General features: G+C 34.9%; 21 protein-coding genes. 14 read left to right on the forward strand and 7 right to left on the reverse strand.

Going from position 1 to position 23,384, the window contains the following annotated elements:
* Positions 1-24: 24 nt before the first annotated feature.
* From amaB to BM296_RS02575, 3 genes are all read left to right on the forward strand, one after another.
* Entirely contained in the window at positions 25-1,578 is a 1,554-nt protein-coding gene (amaB, locus tag BM296_RS02565) for an L-piperidine-6-carboxylate dehydrogenase (RefSeq protein ID WP_091901224.1), read from the forward strand.
* Positions 1,579-2,160: 582 nt separating this feature from the next.
* Positions 2,161-3,069: an OmpA family protein gene (locus tag BM296_RS02570; RefSeq protein WP_091901226.1), complete on the forward strand. Its 909-nt coding sequence runs from the start codon at positions 2,161-2,163 to the stop codon at positions 3,067-3,069.
* Positions 3,070-3,101: 32 nt separating this feature from the next.
* Positions 3,102-3,767 carry a hypothetical protein gene (locus tag BM296_RS02575; protein ID WP_091901228.1) on the forward strand — a complete coding sequence of 222 codons (666 nt, stop codon included), beginning with the start codon at positions 3,102-3,104 and terminating at the stop codon, positions 3,765-3,767.
* 55 nt (positions 3,768-3,822) lie between these two features.
* Here the strand turns inward: BM296_RS02575 and BM296_RS02580 are convergent, their stop codons facing one another.
* The 4 genes from BM296_RS02580 to BM296_RS02595 all read right to left on the reverse strand — a co-directional run bounded on the left by BM296_RS02580 (position 3,823) and on the right by BM296_RS02595 (position 7,884).
* Entirely contained in the window at positions 3,823-4,821 is a 999-nt protein-coding gene (locus BM296_RS02580; RefSeq protein WP_027065720.1) for an acyl-ACP desaturase, read from the reverse strand.
* A gap of 64 nt (positions 4,822-4,885) precedes the next feature.
* Positions 4,886-5,620 carry a metallophosphoesterase family protein gene (locus BM296_RS02585; RefSeq protein WP_091901231.1) on the reverse strand — a complete coding sequence of 245 codons (735 nt, stop codon included), beginning with the start codon at positions 5,618-5,620 and terminating at the stop codon, positions 4,886-4,888.
* The gene (locus tag BM296_RS02590; protein WP_091901232.1) at positions 5,617-6,699 is read right to left on the reverse strand and encodes a TFIIB-type zinc ribbon-containing protein; all 1,083 of its coding nucleotides are present in this window, start codon (positions 6,697-6,699) and stop codon (positions 5,617-5,619) included. The genes BM296_RS02585 and BM296_RS02590 overlap by 4 nt, the downstream gene beginning before the upstream one ends.
* Positions 6,700-6,750: 51 nt before the next feature.
* On the reverse strand, positions 6,751-7,884 hold the full coding sequence (locus tag BM296_RS02595; protein ID WP_027065717.1) for an SPFH domain-containing protein: 1,134 nt from the start codon (positions 7,882-7,884) through the stop codon (positions 6,751-6,753).
* Positions 7,885-8,070: 186 nt separating this feature from the next.
* Between BM296_RS02595 and BM296_RS02600 the strand changes: the two genes are divergently transcribed.
* Positions 8,071-9,015: a carbohydrate kinase family protein gene (locus tag BM296_RS02600; RefSeq protein ID WP_027065716.1), complete on the forward strand. Its 945-nt coding sequence runs from the start codon at positions 8,071-8,073 to the stop codon at positions 9,013-9,015.
* A gap of 1 nt (position 9,016) precedes the next feature.
* Positions 9,017-10,957, forward strand: coding sequence for an amylosucrase (locus tag BM296_RS02605; protein WP_091901234.1), 1,941 nt, complete (start codon positions 9,017-9,019; stop codon positions 10,955-10,957).
* On the opposite strand, the gene BM296_RS02610 is transcribed toward BM296_RS02605, so the two are convergent.
* Genes BM296_RS02610 through BM296_RS02620 form a run of 3 tightly spaced genes read right to left on the reverse strand, consistent with a single transcriptional unit; the run spans position 10,944 to position 13,754 of the window.
* Entirely contained in the window at positions 10,944-12,080 is a 1,137-nt protein-coding gene (locus BM296_RS02610; RefSeq protein ID WP_091901236.1) for an ATP-binding protein, read from the reverse strand. The genes BM296_RS02605 and BM296_RS02610 overlap by 14 nt on opposite strands.
* Positions 12,081-12,125: 45 nt before the next feature.
* Positions 12,126-12,878: an SDR family NAD(P)-dependent oxidoreductase gene (locus BM296_RS02615; protein ID WP_091901238.1), complete on the reverse strand. Its 753-nt coding sequence runs from the start codon at positions 12,876-12,878 to the stop codon at positions 12,126-12,128.
* 12 nt (positions 12,879-12,890) lie between these two features.
* Positions 12,891-13,754 carry an aldo/keto reductase gene (locus BM296_RS02620; protein ID WP_091901240.1) on the reverse strand — a complete coding sequence of 288 codons (864 nt, stop codon included), beginning with the start codon at positions 13,752-13,754 and terminating at the stop codon, positions 12,891-12,893.
* A 171-nt stretch (positions 13,755-13,925) separates the two neighbouring features.
* On the opposite strand from BM296_RS02620, the gene BM296_RS02625 reads away from it, so the two are divergent.
* The 9 genes from BM296_RS02625 (at position 13,926) to BM296_RS02665 (ending at position 23,360) form a co-directional block, all read left to right on the forward strand.
* Positions 13,926-14,927: an AAA family ATPase gene (locus tag BM296_RS02625; RefSeq protein WP_027065711.1), complete on the forward strand. Its 1,002-nt coding sequence runs from the start codon at positions 13,926-13,928 to the stop codon at positions 14,925-14,927.
* 96 nt (positions 14,928-15,023) lie between these two features.
* Positions 15,024-15,890: a DUF58 domain-containing protein gene (locus BM296_RS02630; RefSeq protein WP_091901242.1), complete on the forward strand. Its 867-nt coding sequence runs from the start codon at positions 15,024-15,026 to the stop codon at positions 15,888-15,890.
* Between the two features lie 5 nt (positions 15,891-15,895).
* Positions 15,896-17,557: a hypothetical protein gene (locus tag BM296_RS02635; protein ID WP_091901244.1), complete on the forward strand. Its 1,662-nt coding sequence runs from the start codon at positions 15,896-15,898 to the stop codon at positions 17,555-17,557.
* Positions 17,558-18,556: a vWA domain-containing protein gene (locus BM296_RS02640; RefSeq protein WP_091901247.1), complete on the forward strand. Its 999-nt coding sequence runs from the start codon at positions 17,558-17,560 to the stop codon at positions 18,554-18,556.
* Between the two features lies 1 nt (position 18,557).
* Complete coding sequence (locus BM296_RS02645; protein WP_091901249.1) at positions 18,558-19,604, forward strand: VWA domain-containing protein; 1,047 nt, start codon at positions 18,558-18,560, stop codon at positions 19,602-19,604.
* Positions 19,597-20,460: a tetratricopeptide repeat protein gene (locus BM296_RS02650; RefSeq protein ID WP_091902932.1), complete on the forward strand. Its 864-nt coding sequence runs from the start codon at positions 19,597-19,599 to the stop codon at positions 20,458-20,460. The genes BM296_RS02645 and BM296_RS02650 overlap by 8 nt, the downstream gene beginning before the upstream one ends.
* Before the next feature lie 59 nt (positions 20,461-20,519).
* A complete protein-coding gene (locus tag BM296_RS02655; RefSeq protein WP_091901251.1) occupies positions 20,520-22,244 on the forward strand; it encodes a BatD family protein in 1,725 nt (574 codons plus the stop codon).
* 2 nt (positions 22,245-22,246) lie between these two features.
* A complete protein-coding gene (locus BM296_RS02660; protein ID WP_036145879.1) occupies positions 22,247-23,008 on the forward strand; it encodes a tetratricopeptide repeat protein in 762 nt (253 codons plus the stop codon).
* Between the two features lie 58 nt (positions 23,009-23,066).
* Positions 23,067-23,360: a hypothetical protein gene (locus tag BM296_RS02665; protein WP_027065703.1), complete on the forward strand. Its 294-nt coding sequence runs from the start codon at positions 23,067-23,069 to the stop codon at positions 23,358-23,360.
* The last annotated feature ends 24 nt before the right edge of the window (positions 23,361-23,384 follow it).

Here is a 23,384-nt window from a genome sequence, read left to right on the forward strand (position 1 = left end):
ATAAATCACGTAAAAAGTTATAAAATGTCAAAAATAGCAGCAGATTTCGGAATACACGACGCTCTTAAAGCATTAGGAATTAAAGATGTCAATGAGGGAACTTCAACGGGATCCAATAATTTTTCATCCGGAGATATTATTTCTTCATATTCTCCAGTAGATGGTTCTTTGATTGCAAAAGTGAAGTCAACTACAAAAGCAGATTATGAAAAGGTAATGTCTACTGCTACAACTACATTCAAAGAATGGAGAACAAAACCTGCTCCTTTACGTGGAGAAATTGTTAGACAATTTGGTGACAAATTAAGAGAACTTAAAGAGCCGTTAGGTAAACTTGTTTCTTACGAAATGGGTAAAAGCTACCAAGAAGGTTTAGGTGAAGTTCAAGAAATGATAGATATTTGTGATTTTGCAGTGGGTCTCTCTCGTCAATTACACGGGTTAACTATGCACTCAGAAAGACCTGGGCATAGAATGTACGAGCAATATCACTCTTTGGGTGTGGTTGGTATTATTTCTGCTTTTAATTTTCCTGTAGCCGTGTGGGCATGGAATACTGCATTAGCTTGGATCTGTGGTGATGTTTGCGTTTGGAAGCCATCAGAAAAAACACCTTTATGTGGAATAGCATGTCAAAATATTGCTGCTGAAGTTCTTAAAGCAAATAATCTTCCTGAAGGCATTTCTTGTTTAATAAACGGTGATTATAAAGTAGGTGAGTTAATGACTCAAGACAATAGAATTCCGTTAGTATCCGCTACTGGATCTATTAGAATGGGTAAAATTGTTGCCCAAGCAGTTGCTGCTCGATTAGGAAAATCTTTATTAGAACTTGGTGGTAATAATGCTATTATAGTTACTCCTGATGCTGATTTAAAAATGACAGTTATTGGTGCCGTTTTCGGTGCTGTAGGTACCGCCGGTCAACGTTGCACATCTACTAGAAGATTAATCATTCATGATTCTATGTACGATAAAGTAAAAGAAGCAGTGGTTGCAGCATACCAACAATTAAGAATCGGTAACCCATTAGATGAAAATAATCATGTAGGTCCATTAATAGATACTGATGCTGTAGCACAATACAACAAGGCCTTAGAAAGAGTTGTCAAAGAAGGTGGTAAATTAATTGTTGAAGGCGGAGTGTTAGAAGGTGAGGGCTATGAAAGTGGTTGCTATGTAAAGCCTGCTATAGCTGAGGCTAAAAACGACTTTGAAATTGTACAGCATGAGACTTTTGCCCCTGTTCTTTATCTTTTAAAATATTCTGGTGATGTTGAAAATGCCATAGCAATTCAAAACGGAGTAGTTCAAGGTCTTTCTTCGGCAATTATGACAAACAATCTTCGTGAGGCAGAGCATTTCCTATCTGCATGGGGTAGCGATTGTGGAATTGCAAATGTTAACATTGGTACTTCTGGAGCTGAAATTGGCGGTGCCTTTGGTGGTGAAAAAGAAACAGGTGGTGGTCGTGAAAGTGGATCTGATGCTTGGAAAGTTTATATGCGAAGACAAACGAACACCATAAATTACACTACTGAGCTACCATTAGCACAGGGTATAAAATTTGATTTATAGATAATTTTTTAATTTTCTTTGCATGCTGCTTACTAGGTTGCTTTTCTGCCAGCTGGTTCATTAGACCAACTACCATGTAGTAAAGTTTGAGCACCCAGTACAATAAACATGCAAAGAAAATTTATAGTATTTTTTATTTTTTTCTTCATTTTTACAAGTGTAAATACCTTTGTATTAAACTAGTAAATTCCTCTATTGATTTCAATAAATTCTGTACGGCTTTACACAAATATTGTATAGTTGGATCATAGATTAGATAAATCTTAAACATAAAAAAATCCTGTCTACTAAAAGAAGACAGGATTTTTTAACCAACTAACTCAAAACTTTACACTGTATACTCAATGCCCAAACCTTGTGGGGAGAAATATACCGTTTAAGTATCTACGCAAAAATGCAAATAATAGTTGTTGTTCCTTACACTTTTTTTACCATCTAACACGTAGATCGTATAGTTGGTAATATATTTAACATATCTGAAATTTAGATAATGATTGATTCTAAGGTAATTAGGTTACAATCTTTTAACATTTTTAAGATTTTTTTAATAAATTGTGGACTAAACACTAAACATAAATTACAATGACGAAAACAACAAGGTATTTATTATACATGTTGATTGCCATTGTAGTTGGTACATTCCTTTACATAACCTATTGCAGCGAATGTGGTGCAGTAGCCACTGTGACAGAGCCAACTACAGAAAAGGTAATCATAAAAGAGCCCTCGGCAACATCATATCCATTTGCAATTGATGGTAATGGGTTCGCCTATAATACCAATGATAATTATAATTTTAATGTTTCTTCCCATAATATTCTTATGCCTTTAGGAGCTGAATTAACACAAGGTATTTCTGGATTACAGAATCATTTAGAAACCAATGACAGTAACGTTATAAACATAACGGGTTACTATACCAGTGAGGAAGAAAATAATACTGCATTTCCCAACCTAGGACTTGCAAGAGCAAATTCTATTAAAAATGATTTAGCATCTAAAGGTATTTCTACCGCTCAAATTAACACAATGGGTAAACTTATGGATGAGATGATTCCAAAAGATGGCACATATTGGGGCGCTGCTACCTTTGGCATTGTAGAAAAATCTGCAACCGCAGAAGATGATCTTAAGGCATTGTATGAAAAAATAAATGCAGATCCTTTAATTCTATATTTTAACTCCGCAGAAGCATCAATTAGTTTAGACGCTACCCAAAGACAAAAGGTTGCGGATATTTCTAGGTATTTAGATAAAGTTGCCGGAGCTACTACAAATGTAGTTGGGCATACAGATGCAACTGGGCAAGCAAGTACAAATATGAGATTAGGTAAAGAAAGAGCTGAATTTGCTAAAAGCTATCTAATGAAAAACGGTATCGCTGCCGATAAAATTATAGTTTCTTCTAAAGGACAATCACAACCAATTGCTACTAATGCAACTGAAGAAGGCAGAGTAAAAAATAGACGAACAGTAATTACATTAAACTAAGACATACACTAATCCTATAAATAAGTAAAATCATGAATTTTGAAAATATGAATATTTGGTGCTGGCTAATTCCAGCTTTAGTTGGTATTATCTGCGGTATATTAGGCTACCTAATAGGTAGACTTTTTGGTAAAGATTCTGTAGAAGTTGTAGATAATTCAGTCGAAATATCTAATCTTAAAGCTAATAACGACAAGTTAAAAACTGACTTAGCTGATTTAAATAACCTTAAGGCAACCAACAGCAAGTTAAAAGCAGATTTAGATGCATGTAACCAAAGAGTAATTGCCGCAAGCAAGGTCGTTAAACCTGCTCCGGTTACTCCAAGTGCGCCAAGTACAAATCTTGGTGCCTCTGCTGCTTCTTTCGCTGCAGGTGCCGCTACAAGTAGCGCGTTAGCTTTTGACGGATCTGCTGCCAAAGCTGCTTTCGGAAAGAATATAAAACAAGACGATTTAAAACTGGTTGAAGGCATAGGTCCTAAAATTGAAGGTATGTTCAAAGACCATGGAATTAAAACTTGGAAAGAACTGTCTGAAGCTAGTTTAACAGAATGCCAAAAAATATTGGATACAGGCGGAACTAGGTATAAGATTCATGATCCTTCTTCTTGGCCTTTACAAGCAAAAATGTGCTACGAAGGTAAATGGGCAGAACTTGTGAAATGGCAACAAGAACATAAACACGGTAAACTATAGCTTACTGTTTAAAGCAAAAAAAAAATCCCGATCATAACCGATCGGGATTTTTTATTTATAATGCTCCGTTTGCCTCTACCCACTTAAAGTGATATTGGTCTTGAGGAAATTTCATTCGCTCTGCAATTCTCTCTAATCTAGAAGGTAACTTAATTAAATAGTCACGTGCCTTTTCAGCTTCTTCATTTAATGAACGCACTGAATCTAATTCCCAATACGCATTTAGCTTTCTTAGAATCTCTACATAATCTTGTGCCGTATACACACCTAAGCGTTGTGCACAGTTAGAGAAATTCTCAAACGCTGATCCTATTGTACCACCAGACTCACGTAAAAAGTGCGCGGGCATTACAATCTTTTTCTTCATCATATCAGCAAAGGCAATCATCATACCAGATGGATCCTCACCAAGAATAGTCTTTACAAATTCTCTATATGCTAAATGGTGTCTCATTTCGTCACCAGCAATAATTGTACACATTTTACCTAGAAGGACATTTCCTTTTTTCTTGGCCATTTGCCCAACACGCTTATGAGAAATATTGGTTGCTAATTCTTGAAATGATGTATAAACAAAGTTTTTATATGGATCACGATCCGTACCAATATCAAAACCGTCAGATATTAAATGCTGGGTTGTTATTTCTATTTCTCTCATATTTACCCTTCCAGATAAATACAGATATTTATTCAACACATCTCCATGTCTATTTTCTTCAGCTGTCCATGCGCGAACCCATTTTGCCCAACCATTTGTTTTATGATCTCCATGCTGGTCCACACCTACTACATCCATTAACCAAGACTCATAAGTTGGCAATGCTTCTTCTGTAATAGTATCAGCTACCATGGTAACCCAAAAATCATATCCTAATTCTTTAGACTCCTCACGAATATCTTTTACTTCTTGTAAGAAAGTATCTTTCTCAGAATTTGGTAAAAAATCTGTTGGCTGCCATATATCCTCTGGTTGTATAAGGAAGGAATCCATAAATCCTTCTACCTGAGGTTCTAGAGCCTGCATCACTTCTAATCTTATATTTTTAGTAGACATAGTTTAGTTTTTATCAAAGATCGTCATTAAAACAATCTATTTTTTAGTAAAGTTAACGGTTTTCTTAGTTTCTTCCATTTTCATTAGGATAAAAGGTATATACCGGCTCACTTTGCCAATACTCTTTAGTATCCGCATTAAATACTGTCAATGGACCTTTGAATGCTGCACCCGTATCAATATTCCAAACATTGGCTGCTTTTTGCGGCGTAGTTTTTCCTATTCTTGTAACTGGCGTATGACCAATATAAATTTCCGAATAATTTTTTAATCGCTTCGGATAATGAATATGATCTTCTTCTAAGTCTTTATTAAGTGAAAGTGCTAACTCCCACAAGGTACGATCCCAATAGAACGTCTTTTTAAAATATTCATGCTCTATACCCTTTAAGTTTGTAAAACCTGCATGTAAAAACAACCTGCTTTCCGAATCTAAATGATAGTTCTGCAAGTTTTCATAAAACTTTAAATGCAAATCTTTGGTTTCCTTCGAGGCGTTACCATATGAATTGGATGTTGCTTCGCCACCATGCATAAACCAGGTTGGGTTATCCGCTTTGCCAGTTAACCACTCATAACAAAGTTCATCATGGTTACCTCTTAAATAAATACAATTATACTTTTCCTTTAATTGTAAAAGATAATTTACAGTTTCTACCGCTTCACTCCATCCATCAATATAATCTCCTAAAAAAATTATAGTATCCTTTTCTGTAATGGCAGCTTTTTCAAGTACCTGTTTTAAGGCTTGTAAACCTGAATGAATGTCACCTACTACCAGTGTTCTTTTTAAATTCATTTAGCAAAAATCGCAATTATGGCTATTATGACAAGGATAAATATTACTAAAAAGAAAATTTTCCAAAACGAATAAGGTCTATTTCCGCTTAGTACTCCTGTTTGGCCGTTAATGTAAAAATTGAACTCTTTACCATCATACCTATATGAACTTAGATAAATCGGAAGTAGTACATGTTTAAATTTCTCATCTGTTAACTTAATATCGGCATTTGCTACTCTTTGAGTATCCCCGCCAATATCTCGCTTAATCCAATTATAAGCTATCTTTTTAGCTTCTTGAAAAGATTTATGATGCCCTTCTTTTAAGGAAACCGTATATTTTTCCGTTACAAAACCTGATAGATATTTAGAATTGAAAACAACCAAATCTTTCAAGTTCCAAAAAGCGACTTTAGCGGGAATTTCCCTGCGTTTCTTTTCTGAAGCATTGATTAAAATATCATCTACAAAACCATCTACCTTGCCAGAAGCATACGTCCACCTTGTTTTTCTAACCTGTCTTGTTCTTTTTCCTTTATTACTATTATAAGTTTGGGTTTCATAGTAATAATCTCCACGTTGCCCTTGATAAGATGCAAACAGATTGGCATCAAACGTCCAATAAGGCACATAAAGACCGTGTAATCCTTCTGGATCTAAAGCAGCTTTTTTTAAATTGTCTGGTGCAAACCAAATTTTACCTACCCATCCTTTAAATATGGCTTGTGCCTTTTTAGCATCTAACTGAAATGGCACCAGAGCTCCAGGTAAAATCCACCCTTCTTTTTCAATATCTTCACGAATTAAAGGTTCGCTACAATACACACAGTTTAACGATTTATAATTCTCCTCTACATGTTGGTTGGCACCGCAATTTTTGCAATGCAATAGCTCTATGGTTTCGGTATACGCATTTTCGCCTACTATTTTTAGGTAGTGATCTAATTCTAGTTCTTCAAAACTACTTTTTGATTGCTCAATAAATTCCTCATAACCACAGTATTCACATGTAAGCTGATGAGAGCCTGGCTTAAATTTAAGCTCTGCCCCACAATTGGCACATGCTTTTTTAAACTCCGATTGTTGAATATCGTCCATAGAAAGTATCCCTTATCTATAAAAGGTATGTTATATGATAATTGTTTCTGATTATGCCGTTGGTAAAGGTGGTGGTGTATTACCGCCTAAGAAAGATTTTAATTCTTCTACTTCTTTCAAAGCGGTCCAACTTGCCATTCCTTGTTTCCAAATCAGAGAATCCCTATTAATGGTTCTGCTTGCAAATAACTCCTTAAGCTTTTCTAATGAAACCGGACCCAATTGCTGACCACTTACCGCATAAAAGTATGTAATCTGCGCAGGCATTGGCGGTGGTGCTTGTGGCTGTGCAGCTTGACCCCCAAATGGTTGTGCCGCAGGTTGCCCCATTAGACCACCCATTTGTTGTGCCAAAACAAAACCCATGCCCATGCCCATACCGGCACCAGCGGTACCACCTTCGTTTTTAGCCGCTAATTCCATTGCTTTTGCAGCTTTGAACTGGGCTAATTTGGTCATGTCCAACTTATCTAATCGGCTGTATTCGAAAATTTCTTTCTTCAGTTCTTCTGGCATCGATACATTTTCGATGTAGAATTTCTCTAATTCTATACCTACCCTATTAAATTCTGGTTGCATAACCACCTGGCATGTTTCAGAAAGCTCACTGGTATTGGCAGCATATAATTCTATTGGCAAGTTAGCCTCGCCTACTGTATCTGTAAAACGGGTTACTATTAAACTTTTTAAATGTTCATTTACTTCATAATTCGTGAAGTTACCATCTGTGCCAACTACATCTATAATAAACTTACCTGGGTCATTAATTCTAAAACTGTATGTCCCAAAAGCACGTATTTCTACAAAACCAAATCTATCATCACTAAGTATAAATGGGTTTTTAGTACCCCATTTTTCATCGGTAAAAAGGTGTGTATTTACAAAATACACCTCAGCTTTGAACGGACTGTCAAAACCGTATTTCCAACCTTTTAAAGTCGTTAATATTGGTAGATTTTGAGTGTTTAAAGTATAAGTACCAGGTTTAAAAACATCTGCTAATTGCCCTTCATTAATAAAAACTGCTGTTTGTCCTTCACGAACAATTAACTGTGCGTTGTTCTTTATCTCATTTTGATAACGTTCAAAACGATGGACTATAGTATCGTTTGTAGTATCTAGCCATTCAATAATATCAATAAACTCATGGCTTAGTTTCTTCTTAATCTCATCAAATATACTCATGGTTAGTGTGTGTTTTAAAATGTATAATATCAAGATATGAATTTCATGACCAGAGCCAAAATTAGCGGCATAATAAATCAAGAAAATAATCTACAAACTACAATAATTTAATATTTCCTTAAGAATATTTAGGAAGTAGGTCCTTTTTCTAATTAACTTAGATTTCCTTATTTTTCTTTTAGAACTATGAAAAAAGTATTTTGTATTGGTGAATTGCTAATTGATTTCGTTGCTGAAAACCAAGGTAAAGATTTATCTAAAGCTAAAGAATTTTCTAAAAAAGCCGGTGGGGCACCTGCCAATGTTTCTTGCGCTATTAGCAAGCTTGGTGGCGAAAGTCTTTTTATTGGATGCGTAGGTGACGACCCCTTTGGCACCTTTTTATTACGTATTCTTGAAAATGAAAAAGTAGACATTTCTTCAGCACAAAAAAGTGACACCTTTACTACTCTAGCATTTGTATCGATTGATGCCGATGGAGAGCGAGATTTTGTTTTTAGCCGTGGTGCAGACAAAGAACTTACCTATGATTCATCTCTTAAATCTAGATTTGAAAATAATATATTGCATTTTGGGGCTGCTACCGCGCTTTTGGGTGGTTCATTAGAGGAGACGTATAACAGATATTTATTTGACGGAATCACTAAAAATGCTTTCATCAGTTTTGACCCAAACTACAGGGTAGACCTTTGGAAAAACAAAGAGGATGTTTTTATTCGTAAATGCCATCCTTACATAGAAAAATCTCATTTATGTAAATTTAGTTTGGAGGAAGCACAACTTCTTTCAGGCAAGGATAATTTAGATGAGGCATGTCAAGTTTTCCATGAAATGGGAACCCAAATTATAGTAATTACCCTAGGTAGCGAAGGCACATTACTAAGTACTGCTAAATTCAGTAAAACTATACCAAGTATAAAAGTTAACCCAAAGGATACAACAGGTGCCGGCGACGCTTTTATAGGCTGTTTATTGCAACAAATCTCGCAACATTCTAAGTTTGAAAATGTATTAGCAGATGAAAAATTGCTAACCAATATGGTTGCCAGAGCTAATAAGGCTGGAGCAATTACTACCGAGAATTTTGGGGCAATTGAATCACTTCCTACTTTACAACAATTAGACTCTTAAAATGAACCAAGCTGAATTACTAAGGTTATTGGCTGAGAGAGGTCAAAAGAAAAAAGGTACAAATTCTTTAACTTCTTTATTTGAGCAAAGATTAGCGACCAATCTTTCTATTATTAAAACGCAGTTTTTTTCATTATACCCAGAATCAGAGCATAAAGCCTTTTTCTATACTCTTTTAGATAAAATAGAGTTACTGTTCAAAGCCCGCCCTACAGAACTTCAAAAGCAAGATATTGAAAGATTAGAGTCTGGAAACTGGTACCAGAGCGAACAAATGGTAGGTATGCAGATGTATGTTGATCGCTTTAACAAGGACATTAACGGACTAAAAGATAAATTATCATACTTTGATGACCTAGGCGTAAACTTTCTTCACCTTATGCCCATTACCACTAGACCAGCTGGTGAAAATGATGGTGGGTACGCTGTAAATAGCTATCATGAGATTGATAGTAAATATGGCACAAAAAATGATTTTACAACCTTTACAAAAAAAGCTAGAGAACATAACATATTCTTAATGCTTGATTTTGTTGTCAACCATACTTCAGATGAATTTGAGTGGGCACAGAAAGCAAAAGAAGGAAGCTTACACCATCAAAATTATTATTATACCTATTCTGACCGTCATATACCAGACGAATTTGAAAAAACACTACCTGAAATTTTCCCACAATCGGCACCAGGAAATTTCACCTATAATAAGGAAATGGAAAAATGGGTAATGACCTGTTTTAACAACTATCAGTGGGATTTAAATTATAGAAATCCAGAGGTATTTATAGAAATGCTTGGTAACTTAATGTCATTAGCCAACTTAGGTGTTGATGTTATCCGTTTTGATGCACTTGCTTTTCTTTGGAAAAAATTAGGAACCTTATCTCAGAATTTGCCAGAGGCACATACACTTATTTCTCTTTTTAGAATGTGCCTACAAGTTATAGCCCCAGGTGTTATTCTATTAGCAGAAGCTATCGTTGCCCCAAGAGATATCATTAAATATTTTGGAGAAGGTACTGCTGAGGGCAATGAATGCGAAATTGCTTATAACGCTTCATTAATGGCATTGTTATGGAATTCAATTGCCACCAAAAAGGCATCTTTAATGGTTAAAAGTGTAACCGAAGTACCAAACAAACCTAAAGATGGTACCTGGATCAATTATATACGATGCCATGACGACATAGGTCTTGGTTACGAGGATGATTTTGTACGTGCAATAGGATCTGAACCTGCTGCCCACAAACAGTTTTTATTAAATTATTACTGTGGCAAATTAGAATGGTCTCCGGCAAAAGGGCTCATGTTCATGTATAACCCTAAAAATGGTGATGGTAGAATTACCGGAAGTGCGGCATCTTTACTAGGACTAGAAACTGCTCTAGAACAAAACAACAAGAATATAATTGACTATGCTATCTCCAAAATTTTAATGATGCATGGTGTTATTCTAACCTATGGCGGTATTCCAATGATTTATGCTGGTGATGAAATAGGGACATTAAACGATTATAGTTACGAGCAGAATGAGGACCATGTTAATGATAATAGATGGGTAAATAGGCCTATGCAAGATTGGGACGCTGTAGCTCAATTGAAAAAATCCGATAACAATACTTCTGCTATTATATTCAACGGATTAAAGCATATGATTCGTCTAAGAAAAGAACATAGCGTATTTGCAGATTCCAATGATATAAAAATTCACGGCTGCCCTAATCAACATGTTTTTGCTTTCCAAAGAACCCATGAAGATGAAAGTGTTTGGGTACTGTCTAATTTTAATGAAGTTACCGAAACCCTAAATATTGGCTGGTTACTTTCTATAGGTATTCACGCAGGTGAAAATTCTATTGACCTACTTACTGGGAAAAATTTTGAGCTTATCCATAATGAGTTGCCATTAAAGCCCTACGAACAACTTTGGATTAAGAATATTTAACTTTCCTAAGCACGCGGAGAGCCTCTTTTAAAGAAGCATTTATTTTTGGGTATTTTGGTTTTAAGACTTGTCTGGCAAATTCCATTTGTTCTTTAGCTTCTTCAAATCCGTTTAAAAAGCATATTAAATAAGAATCTGCTAAATACTTTAAACTCCTTACCTCCTTAATGGATAGCTCCATACTTTTCTCCACCTTTACTACCAACTCATTATTACGCTTGTAAATCTTTTGTAATTCGGTAACATCATATGTTGGTGGCTCAAAAAGCAAATCGCTCTTAATTTGGTATTTGCCATTTTCACTGAAATTGATGACCACTTTTTCTAACGGAAAATATTTTTGCTTTGCCCCAAGACCCAGTTGCACAAATTCAATTGTAGTAAAAGAGTCATTATCAAAGCTAATAGTGACCTCATCTAAATTGGAGTAGAATAGTTTTACCTGTTCGTTTATTAATTCTATATCCACACGATAGTGGTAAGTAATTCCATTAACTACTTTTTTGTTCCCAGCCCAACATACTACAAATTGTTCTTTAAAAACTTTATAGTTGCTTTCAAGGTCTTTATGCCTGTAGTTTATAAAATCAATAACACCATCTAGGGTAAGTTCAATATTGTTTTTAGCATGCTGCTCAATAGTAGCAACAGCATCAGAATTTATATCTTTTAACTCTATACCATAGGCTTTAGGTAAACTAATACTCCCCTCTCTAAAAAAAACGGAACCCCCATAATATTTCCAGATATTCTTACGAAGAGAACAAACTTTACCTATAGATTTTATAGTCACCAAACCCACCACCTTACCTTCTGGTAAATGGGGGAAAGGTATGTTCTCATATGATATTAACGGAGGGTTATCTAAGTAGGCGTTTACCAAATTTTGAATTTTACTGTCATCAAAAAAATCAACACCTACTATTTTATTATCCTCATCTTCTACCCCAACTACTATAAAAGAATTGTTTGCCGGGTTACTGTTTGCCAATGCACAAACGTGCTTTAAAAATTTCCCTTTTCCCTCTTTTTCTCCAATGGAAATAAATCGCTTTTTGTCGTAAAAACTATTCTCGTCGTTATGTGCGAGCAAGTTCTTTACCAAAAGGCGTTTATTGATCATTTTTTAAATATTTAGCTCTTTAAAGGTTTGCAATATGTGGGAAGACTAAGATTTATTTACAATAGTTGAAGATGCTTGTGCGGTTGGCATAACAACTAAATCCGCAATATTTACATGGTATGGTCTAGTAACTACAAAGTAAATTATATCTGCTATATCTTCTGGTTTTAAAGGTTGAAATCCTTTGTAGACATTCTCTGCCCTATCTTCATCTCCTTTAAAACGAACATTACTAAATTCTGTTTCAACTAAACCTGGGTTTACCGCCCCAACACGAATACCTGTTCCATTTAAATCTATACGCATACCCTGGTTAATTGCATCTACAGCATGCTTACTGGCACAATATACATTTCCTTTTGGGTAGACTTCCTTACCTGCGGTAGAGCCAATATTTATAATATGACCACATTTTTGAGCAATCATTTTTGGAATTAATGCTTTTGAAACATAAAGTAATCCCTTCACGTTTATATCTAACATAGCATCCCAATCATCTAAACTACCATCTTGTATGGTATCTAAACCATGGGCATTACCGGCATTATTAATTAAAATATCTATTTGGGAAAATTCTTTTGGTAAGGAATCTATAGCCTCTTTTACTGATTCTTTATCTCGAATATCAAAATTTAAGATATGTACTTGTACCTCTTTACCAAGCTCTTCTTTTAAAGCATCTAACCGATCTTGTCGTCTACCACACAAAACCAAGTTGATTCCGTTAATTGCAAAATGAATTGCTGTTGATTTTCCAATTCCGCTTGTAGCTCCTGTAATGAATGCTGTTTTTGTCATTTTATCAATTAATTATGCAACTTCATGCCCTTCGTTAGCTTCTAACATCAGAAACCAATCTTGTAATTCTAAATTAATGGCTACTGCCTCCATCGCCATTTTTAAACGTTTTGGTGTCGCCGTACCAACAACAGGATGCACATTTGACGGGTGTTTTAAAACCCAAGCCAATAAAAGCTGATCTTCTGTAGCATCATATTTTTTAGTAAGCTCCACTAAAACCTTTTTAATTCTATCATTTGCCTTAGATTCTTCTCTAAAATAACTTCCAAGAGGACTCCAGCTCATTGCTAACCTATCATAAGTTATGCAATCATCTAAAGTACCATCGTTCATAACTGCATTAGAAGATAACGAAAACTCCACTTGATTGGCTTCTACCTGAACTTCCTTTTCTATAAGTTGTATTTGAGACGGAGTAAAATTAGACACTCCAAATTGTCTAATTTTCCCATCCTCACTTAACTTATCTACAGCCTCTGCAATTTCTGAAGGATTCATCAACGGGCTTGGTCTATGTAATAAAAGTAAATCTAAGTAATCTGTCTGTAGCATTTTTAAAGACCTTTCTACAGATGAGATAATATAATCCTTATCGTAATCATAATGCTTTACCCTATTGGATCTTTCTTTTACATCAAATTGAATCCCGCATTTACTGATCAGCTGAATATTTTCTCTCTTTATACCACTCTTATTGAACGCTTTGCCAAAATCTTCTTCGTTTGTATAATCACCATAAATATCGGCATGATCAAAAGTGGTAATATTATTTTCCACACAATGATTCATCAACGCTATCATTTCAGCTGCAGAATGTTGTTTCCCCCATTTGCCCCAGGTCATAGTTCCTGCAATAATTCTAGAATATTTCAATATATTGTTATTTGATTAATGAAATTAAAAAGAAATCCCTTAAAACCTTCATAAAAATAAGGGGTTTTCCAATTTTTTAACCTATCATTAACAGCGACTGAATGAATAAATTTTCAATTTGCATGACTGTTAAAATTAGAAGCCTTAACAATCAATAATATAAAGTTTTAAATGGAAGAAAATACTTCAATTGACATTAGTGCCGTAAATGAGAAGATTGCTCGCGAAAGTGCTTTTATCGATTTACTGATGCTTGAAATGAATAAGGTAATCGTTGGCCAAAAGTATATGGTAGAACGATTACTAATTGGTCTTTTAGGGCAAGGGCATATCTTATTAGAAGGTGTTCCCGGTCTAGCAAAAACCTTAGCCATTAATACGCTTTCAAAAGCTGTTAAAGGTAGTTTTAGTAGAATACAGTTTACACCAGATTTGCTTCCTGCAGATGTTGTAGGTACGTTGATCTATAACATGAAATTAAACGACTTCTCTATTAAGAAAGGTCCAATTTTCGCCAATTTTGTTCTTGCGGATGAGATTAACCGTGCACCAGCAAAAGTGCAGTCTGCATTATTAGAGGCAATGCAAGAAAAGCAAGTTACTATTGGTGACGAAACTTTTATTCTTGACAAGCCTTTTCTAGTGATGGCTACTCAAAACCCGGTAGAGCAAGAAGGAACCTATCCACTTCCGGAAGCACAGGTTGACCGTTTTATGTTGAAAACGGTTATCGATTATCCAAAAATTAATGAGGAGCAATTAATAATGCGCCAAAATTTATTGGGTAACTATGAGACCGTAAATGCTGTGGTATCTATAGAACAAATACTAAGCGCACAGAAAGCGGTACGTGAAGTATATATGGACGAAAAAATCGAAAAATATATTCTTGATATTGTCTTCGCTACTAGATATCCTGAAAAATATAATTTAGAAAGCTTAAAACCTTTAATCAGTTTTGGTGCTTCGCCAAGGGGAAGTATCAATTTAGGTGTCGCTGCAAAATGTTATGCCTTCATTAAAAGAAGGGGCTACGTTGTTCCTGAAGATGTACGAGCTATTGTACATGATGTTTTAAGACATAGAATAGGAATTACCTACGAGGCCGAAGCTGAAAATATTACCTCTGTTGATATCATCAACAAAATTGTAAACGAGATCGAAGTACCTTAAATTCAGTTCTTAATATTTATCGCTCGTAATATATTTTATTACTAAATGCTAAATATGATTTACTGAAACAGAGACTGTAAACTGTTTACTATAAAAATGGATACCAAAGAGCTACTCAAAAAAGTACGGAAAATAGAAATAAAGACGAGACGTCTTTCTGACCATATATTTGGTGGGGAATACCACTCTACCTTTAAAGGTCGTGGTATGACGTTTAGTGAAGTACGCCAGTACCAATTTGGGGATGATGTAAGAAATATTGATTGGAATGTTACCGCCCGCTATAGTGAGCCTTATATAAAAGTTTTTGAAGAGGAGCGAGAATTAACCATGATGCTTGTGGTAGATATTAGTGGTTCAGAATTATTTGGTACCACTAATCAATTTAAAAATGATATAGTAACAGAAATATCGGCAACCTTAGCGTTTAGTGCACTAAAAAACAATGATAAGGTAGGTATCGTTTTATTCTCTGATCAGATAGAGCTTTTTATTCCGCCTAAAAAAGGGAAGACTCACGCTTTACGTATCATTAGAGAATTACTAGAGTTTAAACCAAAAAGCAATAAAACAGATATAGCCCAAGCATTAAAATTCTTGAGCAGCGTCATGAAAAAGAAAGCCATTGTCTTTGTCCTTTCCGATTTTATTGATGAAGGATATGAAAAAACCTTGAAAATTACCGGAAGAAGACATGATTTAACCGGTATTCGTATTTATGATGAACGAGAAGAATCTATCCCAAATTTAGGGATGGTTCAAATGCAAGATGCCGAAACAGGAAAATTACAATTGGTAAATACCGCGTCTAAAAAAGTAAGAAATGCGTATGCAGAATTTCACAGAGAACGTGTAACTTATTTCAAAGAGTCTTTCACGAAATCTGGATGTGGGGTTTTAGATTGTAGAGTAGACGAAAGTTACGTTAAAAAATTATTGGGCTATTTTAAAAGAAGAGGTTGATACGAATGATTTATATAAATAGAATAATTGAAAATGGTGCTTCGTTCATAAAACGAATATCACCCTTATTCGTATTTCTACTGTTCATTTTTGAGCTATCTGCGCAAGAACGCCCAAATATCTCTACGAAGGTTGACACTACTTTCATAAAAATTGGCGAGCAAGTTCAATGGACCGTTACTGTTGATATAGATTCTACCGACTTTGTTATTTTCCCTGAAGGACAAACATTTTCCCCTTTAGAAACTGTAGAAGCTTTTGCGACAGATACCACAAGAAAAAAAGATAGACTAACACTTCAAAAAATATATGCCCTAACCCAGTTCGATTCTGGCGCATACAAGTTACCGTCTCAACGTATTGATATTAATGGAACAGGTTTTATGACCGATTCTATGTTGATTAATGTGGCTACTATTCCCGTAGACACACTAAATCAGAAAATGTATGACATTAAGCCACTTATTAATGTTGAGAAAAGTAACTACGATTTTTGGACCTACTTACTTATAGGTCTTTTAATCCTATCTATTTTAGGGGGATTATTATATTGGTTCGTATTCCGTAAAAAACCGTTGACAGAAGAGGAAAAAGTAGCCCTGTTACCTCCTTATGATAGAGCCTTACTTGAACTTAAGCGTTTAGAAAATTCTAAATACTTAATACAAGATGAATACAAACAATACTACTCTGAATTAACCACCATTGTACGTTCTTATCTAGAAGAAGATGCGCATGTAACAGCATTAGAAAGTACTACCGGACAATTAATTGAGAAATTGGAACTCTTAAAAGATGCCGGTGAATTGAAATTGGATGATGATACCATCAAACAATTTCAACAAATACTACAGACGGCAGATTTGGTGAAATTCGCTAAGAACAAACCATCTACTACCGTTGCAGAACAAGATAGAAAACTGGTAGAACAGATTGTAGAAAAAACTCATGAAGCTTTACCAGAACCTACAGAAGAGGAATTACTGGAACAAGCAGAATACCAAGAAGAATTAGAGCGTAGAGCTAAAAAGAAGAAAATTAAAATTGCCATAATATCCACTATTGCCGTGATACTTATAGGCATTACTATTGCTGGGGTCAAATTTGGGTTTGGCTACATGAAAGATACTGTTCTTGGTCATCCAACAAAAGAATTATTAGAAGGAGAATGGATTCGTAGCAGCTACGGTTTCCCTCCTATACAATTAGAGACTCCACAAGTATTAATACGTCAAAAAATAAAACTACCTGCAGAGGCAAAAGCTGCAATAGCAGATATACAAGCGTTTCAATATGCAAGTCCAATTGGTCTTTTTAATATTGGTACTACTTCCATTACTCTAACACAACAAGATGTTGAACCCGATTTTGAAAAAACAATTGAGCAAATTCTATCGAATTTTGAAAGTCAAGGCGCAAAAAACATCATTACAAAACAAGAAGAATTTAGTACCATAAGCGGGGTTAAAGGTCTAAAAGTTTATGGAAGTGGTCAGTTTATAGCACCTGGTGCAAAAAAATTAACGGAAGGTGAATATACCGTACTACTTTTTGGTGGCAAAGGTTTTCAGCAATACATTATTCTAACTTGGTTAGAAGACGATAACTACGCTCAAGAAATAGTAGACCGAATTTTAGCATCGGTAGAAGTTAAAACAGAATTATAAATGTTCGATAATATATCATTTGCAAATCCTGATTTCTTTTGGCTGTTCCTATTACTGCCATTGGCAATTGTGTGGTATATCTTTAAACAAAAAGAGCAAACTGCATCTCTACGAATTTCTAGCGCCAAAGGATTCAGTTACAATAGCATTTTACCAAAACTAAAACCAGGTTTATTCCTTTTAAGATTGTTGGCGTTAGGTGCTATTATTGTAGCATTGGCAAGACCACAAACAGAAGATATTTCTACACGATCTAAGACCACTAAAGGTATTGACATTGTTATGGCAATAGATGTGTCTTCTAGTATGTTAGCACGAGATTTAAAGCCAAATAGACTTTCTGCATTAAAAGAAGTAGCTGCAGATTTTATTAAAGAAAGACCAAATGATCGTATAGGTCTTGTTGTTTATGCAGGTGAAGGTTACACAAAAACACCTATTACTACAGACAAGTCAATTGTACTTAACGCGCTTTCAGAAATTAGTTACGGGCAATTAGATGATGGTACCGCAATAGGTATGGGGTTAGCCACTTCGGTTAACCGTTTAAAGGAAAGTAAGGCTAAAAGTAAAATTATTATTCTATTGACAGATGGTGTAAACAACTCCGGTTTTATTGAACCACAAACTGCTGCAGATCTTGCTATTGAATTTGGAATTAAAACCTACACTATTGGTATCGGTACAAATGGTAATGCCTTAACACCTATTCAATACAATCCTGATGGTTCTTTTAGATATGGAATGCGACAAGTTGAGATAGACGAAAACCTATTAAAAGATATTGCTACCGCTACCGGTGGAAAGTATTTTAGAGCTACTGATAATGAATCTTTAGAGGAAATCTATGACGAAATCAATAAACTAGAAAAAACAGAGGTAGAAGAATTTAAATACTACCGCTACGAAGAGAAATTTAGACCTTGGATTTTATTGGCGGGAATATTGCTGTTGTTAGAATGGATTTTAAGAAATACGCTATTTAGAAGCTTTGTATAATATGATACAGTACGACGAAACATTATATTTCTATTTGCTCATTATCATTCCAGTGATAGTGGTGTTGTATCTATTGGTATTGGTATGGAAAAAGAGAACCCAAAAGAAGTTTGCAAATACCGATCTTCTAAAAAGGTTAACTCCAAACCGTTCATATAACAAAGCAGGTATAAAATTAATTGTTTTCATCCTTGCATTGGCGTTATTAATTATTGGCTTGGTTAACCCTAAAATAGGGACAAAATTAGAAACCGTAAAGAGAGAGGGAGTTGATATCGTTTTTGCAGTAGATGTTAGTAAAAGTATGCTAGCGGAAGATATTGCACCAAACAGATTGGAAAAAGCTAAAAGATTGGTTTCTGAAATTATAAATCAATTAGCAAGTGACCGTATTGGTATCATTGCCTATGCCGGGCAAGCATACCCTCAATTACCGATTACCACAGATTATGGCGCAGCAAAAATGTTCTTGCAAGGCATGAATACAGATATGCTAACGTCACAAGGTACAGCCATTGATCAAGCAATAGAATTGGCTACTACCTTTTATGATGATGCTGAACAGACTAATCGTGTTTTGTTCATAATTTCTGATGGTGAAGACCATTCTGAAGGCTCAACTTTAGATGCTGTAGAGGATGCTGTTGATGAAGGAATTATAATTTACACTATTGGTGTTGGTAAAGAAAAAGGAGCTCCCATACCAATTAAGAGAAACGGAATTTTAGAAAGCTTAAAAAAGGATAGTCAAGGCGAAACCGTTATTACCAAATTAAATGAAAGTATTTTGGTTGATATCGCTAATGAGGGAGAAGGGCAATATATAGATGGTTCTAATACAGATGTAGCAGTAGAATTTATTAAGGAGGAGTTGTTAAAAATGGACAAGAAGGAATTTGAAGCCAAACAATTCGCAGAATATAAAGATCAGTTTCAATGGTTTATCGGTGGGGCATTGTTGCTTCTTTTTTTAGATATATTTATCTTGGACCGCAAGACGAGCTGGTTAAAAAAACTCAATTTGTTCAATGAGAAAAGAAATGAATAAAATTAGCGCAATTTTACTTTTGGTTTTTGCTTGCTTATCATCTTTTGCTCAAGAAGTTGACGAGAAGGAAAAAGAAAAGGCATTAAAATCATCTACAAACCTTACGTGGGATGCTAACAAGGCATTATCAGAAGATAATTTTGTTGCAGCAGAAGTAGATTATAGAAAAGCAATTGCTAAAAGTGGAGAAAATAGTGCAGCTCCCTATAATTTAGGAAACGCCTATTACGAAAACGAAACGTACAACGAAGCTTTTGGAAGATTTAAAGAAGCTGGCGAAGCATCTACTTCAAAAGCTGATAAACACAAAGCCTATCATAATATGGGTAATGTTTTCATGAAACGTAAAGACTATGCTAAAGCTGTTGAAGCTTATAAGGAAGCTTTGCGTAATGATCCTACAGATGAAGAAACTCGCTACAACTTAGCTTTGGCGAAAGAACTCCTTAAAAAAGACCAAGACGATAACAAACAGGATCAAGACGATAAGGATAAGGATAAGGACAAAGATCAAGACGAGGATAAAGATCAGGACAAAAAGGACGAAGGAGAAAACGAGGATAAAAAAGATCAGGGAGACGAAGGTGACAAGGGTGATGAAGGCGATAAAGATGAAGAAAAGAAAGACGACAATAAAGAAGGCGAAGGAGATAACAAGTCTGATCAAAAGAAAAAGCCAGAACAAGGCGAAGGTGATAACGAGCAAGAGCAACAACAACCTAGACCAAATCAACTTTCTAAGCAACAAGTTGAAAATCTATTGAGAGCCATGCAAAATGCAGAAAAAAAGGTTCAAGATAAAATAGATGCAAAAAAAGTAAAAGGTGCTAAAATTAAAAACGAAAAGGATTGGTAGACTTTAAGTCCATAACAAAACTTGGGTTACTTATAACCATTTTTCTATCATCAATATTGATGATGGGACAAGATAGTGATACCGTAACTTTTGAAATGAAATTGAGCAAACCAAAGCTTGGTTTAAACGAAAGATTACGCGTAGATTTTATCATGAACCGTGATGGCGATAATTTTAACCCTCCGGATTTTACCGGATTTAAAGTAGTTATGGGACCATCACAATCCATTAGTTCTTCTTGGATAAATGGTGTTAGAAGTTATTCCAAATCTTATTCTTATACACTAGCTCCTACTTCAAGAGGTAAATTCACTATTAAGCAAGCTTCTATTGTTATTGGTGGAGAAACTTATAAATCATTAGCTAAGGAAGTTGAAGTTACCGCTGCTGTAGATAAACCTAGCGATCAGATGACCGCTGATGATGTGGCAGATGAAAATCTACATTTAGTTGCTGAAATTTCAAAAACGAATCCGTATTTGAATGAAGCCATAACTGTAATTTATAAGCTATACGTTAGCCCTAACATAAGTGTATCAAACTATCAACCGCTAGATAATCCAACATATAATAACTTCTGGAGTCAAGACATTAAAGTAAATGCCCTTAGTGCACAAAATGGCACTTACAAAGGCAAACCTTATCGTTATGTAATATTAAAACGCGTTGTTCTTTATCCGCAGAAATCAGGCAAACTAGATATTGAACCTCTTTCTCTTGATGTTACCGTAGACGTACCTTCTAACAGACGAAATTTCTTTGGTCAAAGAATGTATGACCAAACTAACAAAACCGTATCTGCAGGTAAAAGAACAATTAATGTAAAGCCTTTGCCTTTAGAAAACCAGCCTGCTGATTTCAACGGTGCTGTAGGTGATTTTGATTTTTCAGTAACAACGAGCAAAACAAGCTTAAATGCTTCAGAATCTTTACAAGCAACCGTAGAGGTAAGTGGAAAAGGAAATCTTAAATTATTTAAGCTTCCTGAATTGGAATTACCAAGTGCGTTAGAGGTTTACGAGCCTGAATTCACAGAAGGTGTAAGAACAACTTTAGCAGGTATGCAGGGCAAGGTGAGCAACCAATATACCATTGTGCCTTCATTTAGAGGTAAATATCCTATTTCACCTTTAAATTTTAGTTATTTCAATCCGTCTACCGGGAAATACACCACCTTAACATCAGACGAAATTGTTATAAATGTTTTAGAAGGTCCACTAAGTGCATCTGCTAATGCCGAACAAAATTCAAATACTCAAAAACAGTCTATAATTACCAGTGGAGATCAATTTAATTTTATAAAATTGAATCCTGACTTAACAAGCAAATCTGTATCATACTTTTTTGGATCCACTTCATTCTATATTTGGCTGTTGTGTCCACTACTATTAATTCCTTTAGCTATAGTATTTAGAAAAAGAAGAGACTCCTTAGCCGGTGATGTTGTAGGTAATAAAATTAGAAAGGCGAACAAACTAGCCCGTAAGTATCTATCCGCCGCTAAAAAAGAACTTGGAAACAAAGAATCTTTTTACGTTGCCCTAGAGCGAGCGCTACATAACTATTTGAAAGCAAAGTTAAAGATTGAAACTTCTGAATTCAGTAAAGATAAAATTACGGAACTGCTTACAGAAAAACAGATAGACGATGCTACCGTAAACAGTTTCATCGACCTTCTTAAAAATTGTGAATCTGCCAGATATAGCCCTTTTTCTAACGTACAAATGCAGGCAGATTATGATAAGGCAAGTGAAGTAATCTCTAAAATGGATAAACAATTATAGGTATGTTCAAAAAGCTAACTACACTTATTATCCTCTTTACAGCGGTTCTTTGTGCTGCTCAGAACAATCAATTATTTGAGCAAGCAACTGAAGCATACAATGCCGGTGAATATGAAAAAGCTATAAGTTATTACGAGAATATTTTAACGAACGAAAAGCATTCGGCTGCAGTGTATTATAACCTCGGAAATTCTTACTATAAGCTTAATAATATTGCCGAGAGTATATATTATTACGAAAAAGCGTTGTTGTTATCCCCAAATGACAAGGAGATAAAAACGAATTTAAGTTATGCCCAAAATATGACCATAGATGCAATAGATACTATGCCAGAAACGGGTTTGTCTAGATTATATAAAAATATAACCGGTAAATTAACTTTTGACCAATGGGCTTATACAGCTATAGGGTTTATGCTCCTTTTTGTACTATTTTATATCCTATTTTACTATTCTAATTTTTCCACTAGAAAAAGGTTTACGTTTATTGGTAGTATAGTTGCCCTATTTCTTTGCATTATCTCAATTCTTTTTGCCTACATACAACGAAATGATTTTGACCAATACCAACCTGCAATTATATTTGCAGAGGAAAGCGTTATTAAATCTGAACCAAACGATACTAGCGCTCAAGTATTTTTAATTCATGCAGGAACAAAAGTGAATGTTCTAGATCAATTAGATTCATGGAAAAAAATTAAATTAGCAGACGGAAAGACTGGTTGGATTCAAAAAGAAGAACTAAAAATGTTGAAGGATTTTTAGAAATTTGTTAACAGTTTTTAAACCTTTGCAAACTATCTTTACCGCTCGATTTTAGTATATGAAATTTTTTGCACGCATTATTCTTTTGTTATTATGGCTTTTTGCAGTTACTGCACCAAGCATAGTAACTTTATGCGATGTTGAGAACCCAATTGTAATTACCAATCTTAACGAAGAAGAGCAAGAGACTGGTAAAAAATCTATGGGCGAAGAAAAGTTTGTTAAAGAAAGTTTATTAGATTTTTCAATAGCAGCCATTTTTGAAAATTCTATAATCAGCAACTTCAGCATGATAGGCTATATAGATCTGTCATTAGAAGTTCCATCTCCTCCTCCCGACTACATTAGTTAATTTCTTCTTTTTTATTTTATATCA

The organism is Maribacter stanieri (assembly GCF_900112245.1).
Lineage (GTDB): Bacteria > Bacteroidota > Bacteroidia > Flavobacteriales > Flavobacteriaceae > Maribacter > Maribacter stanieri.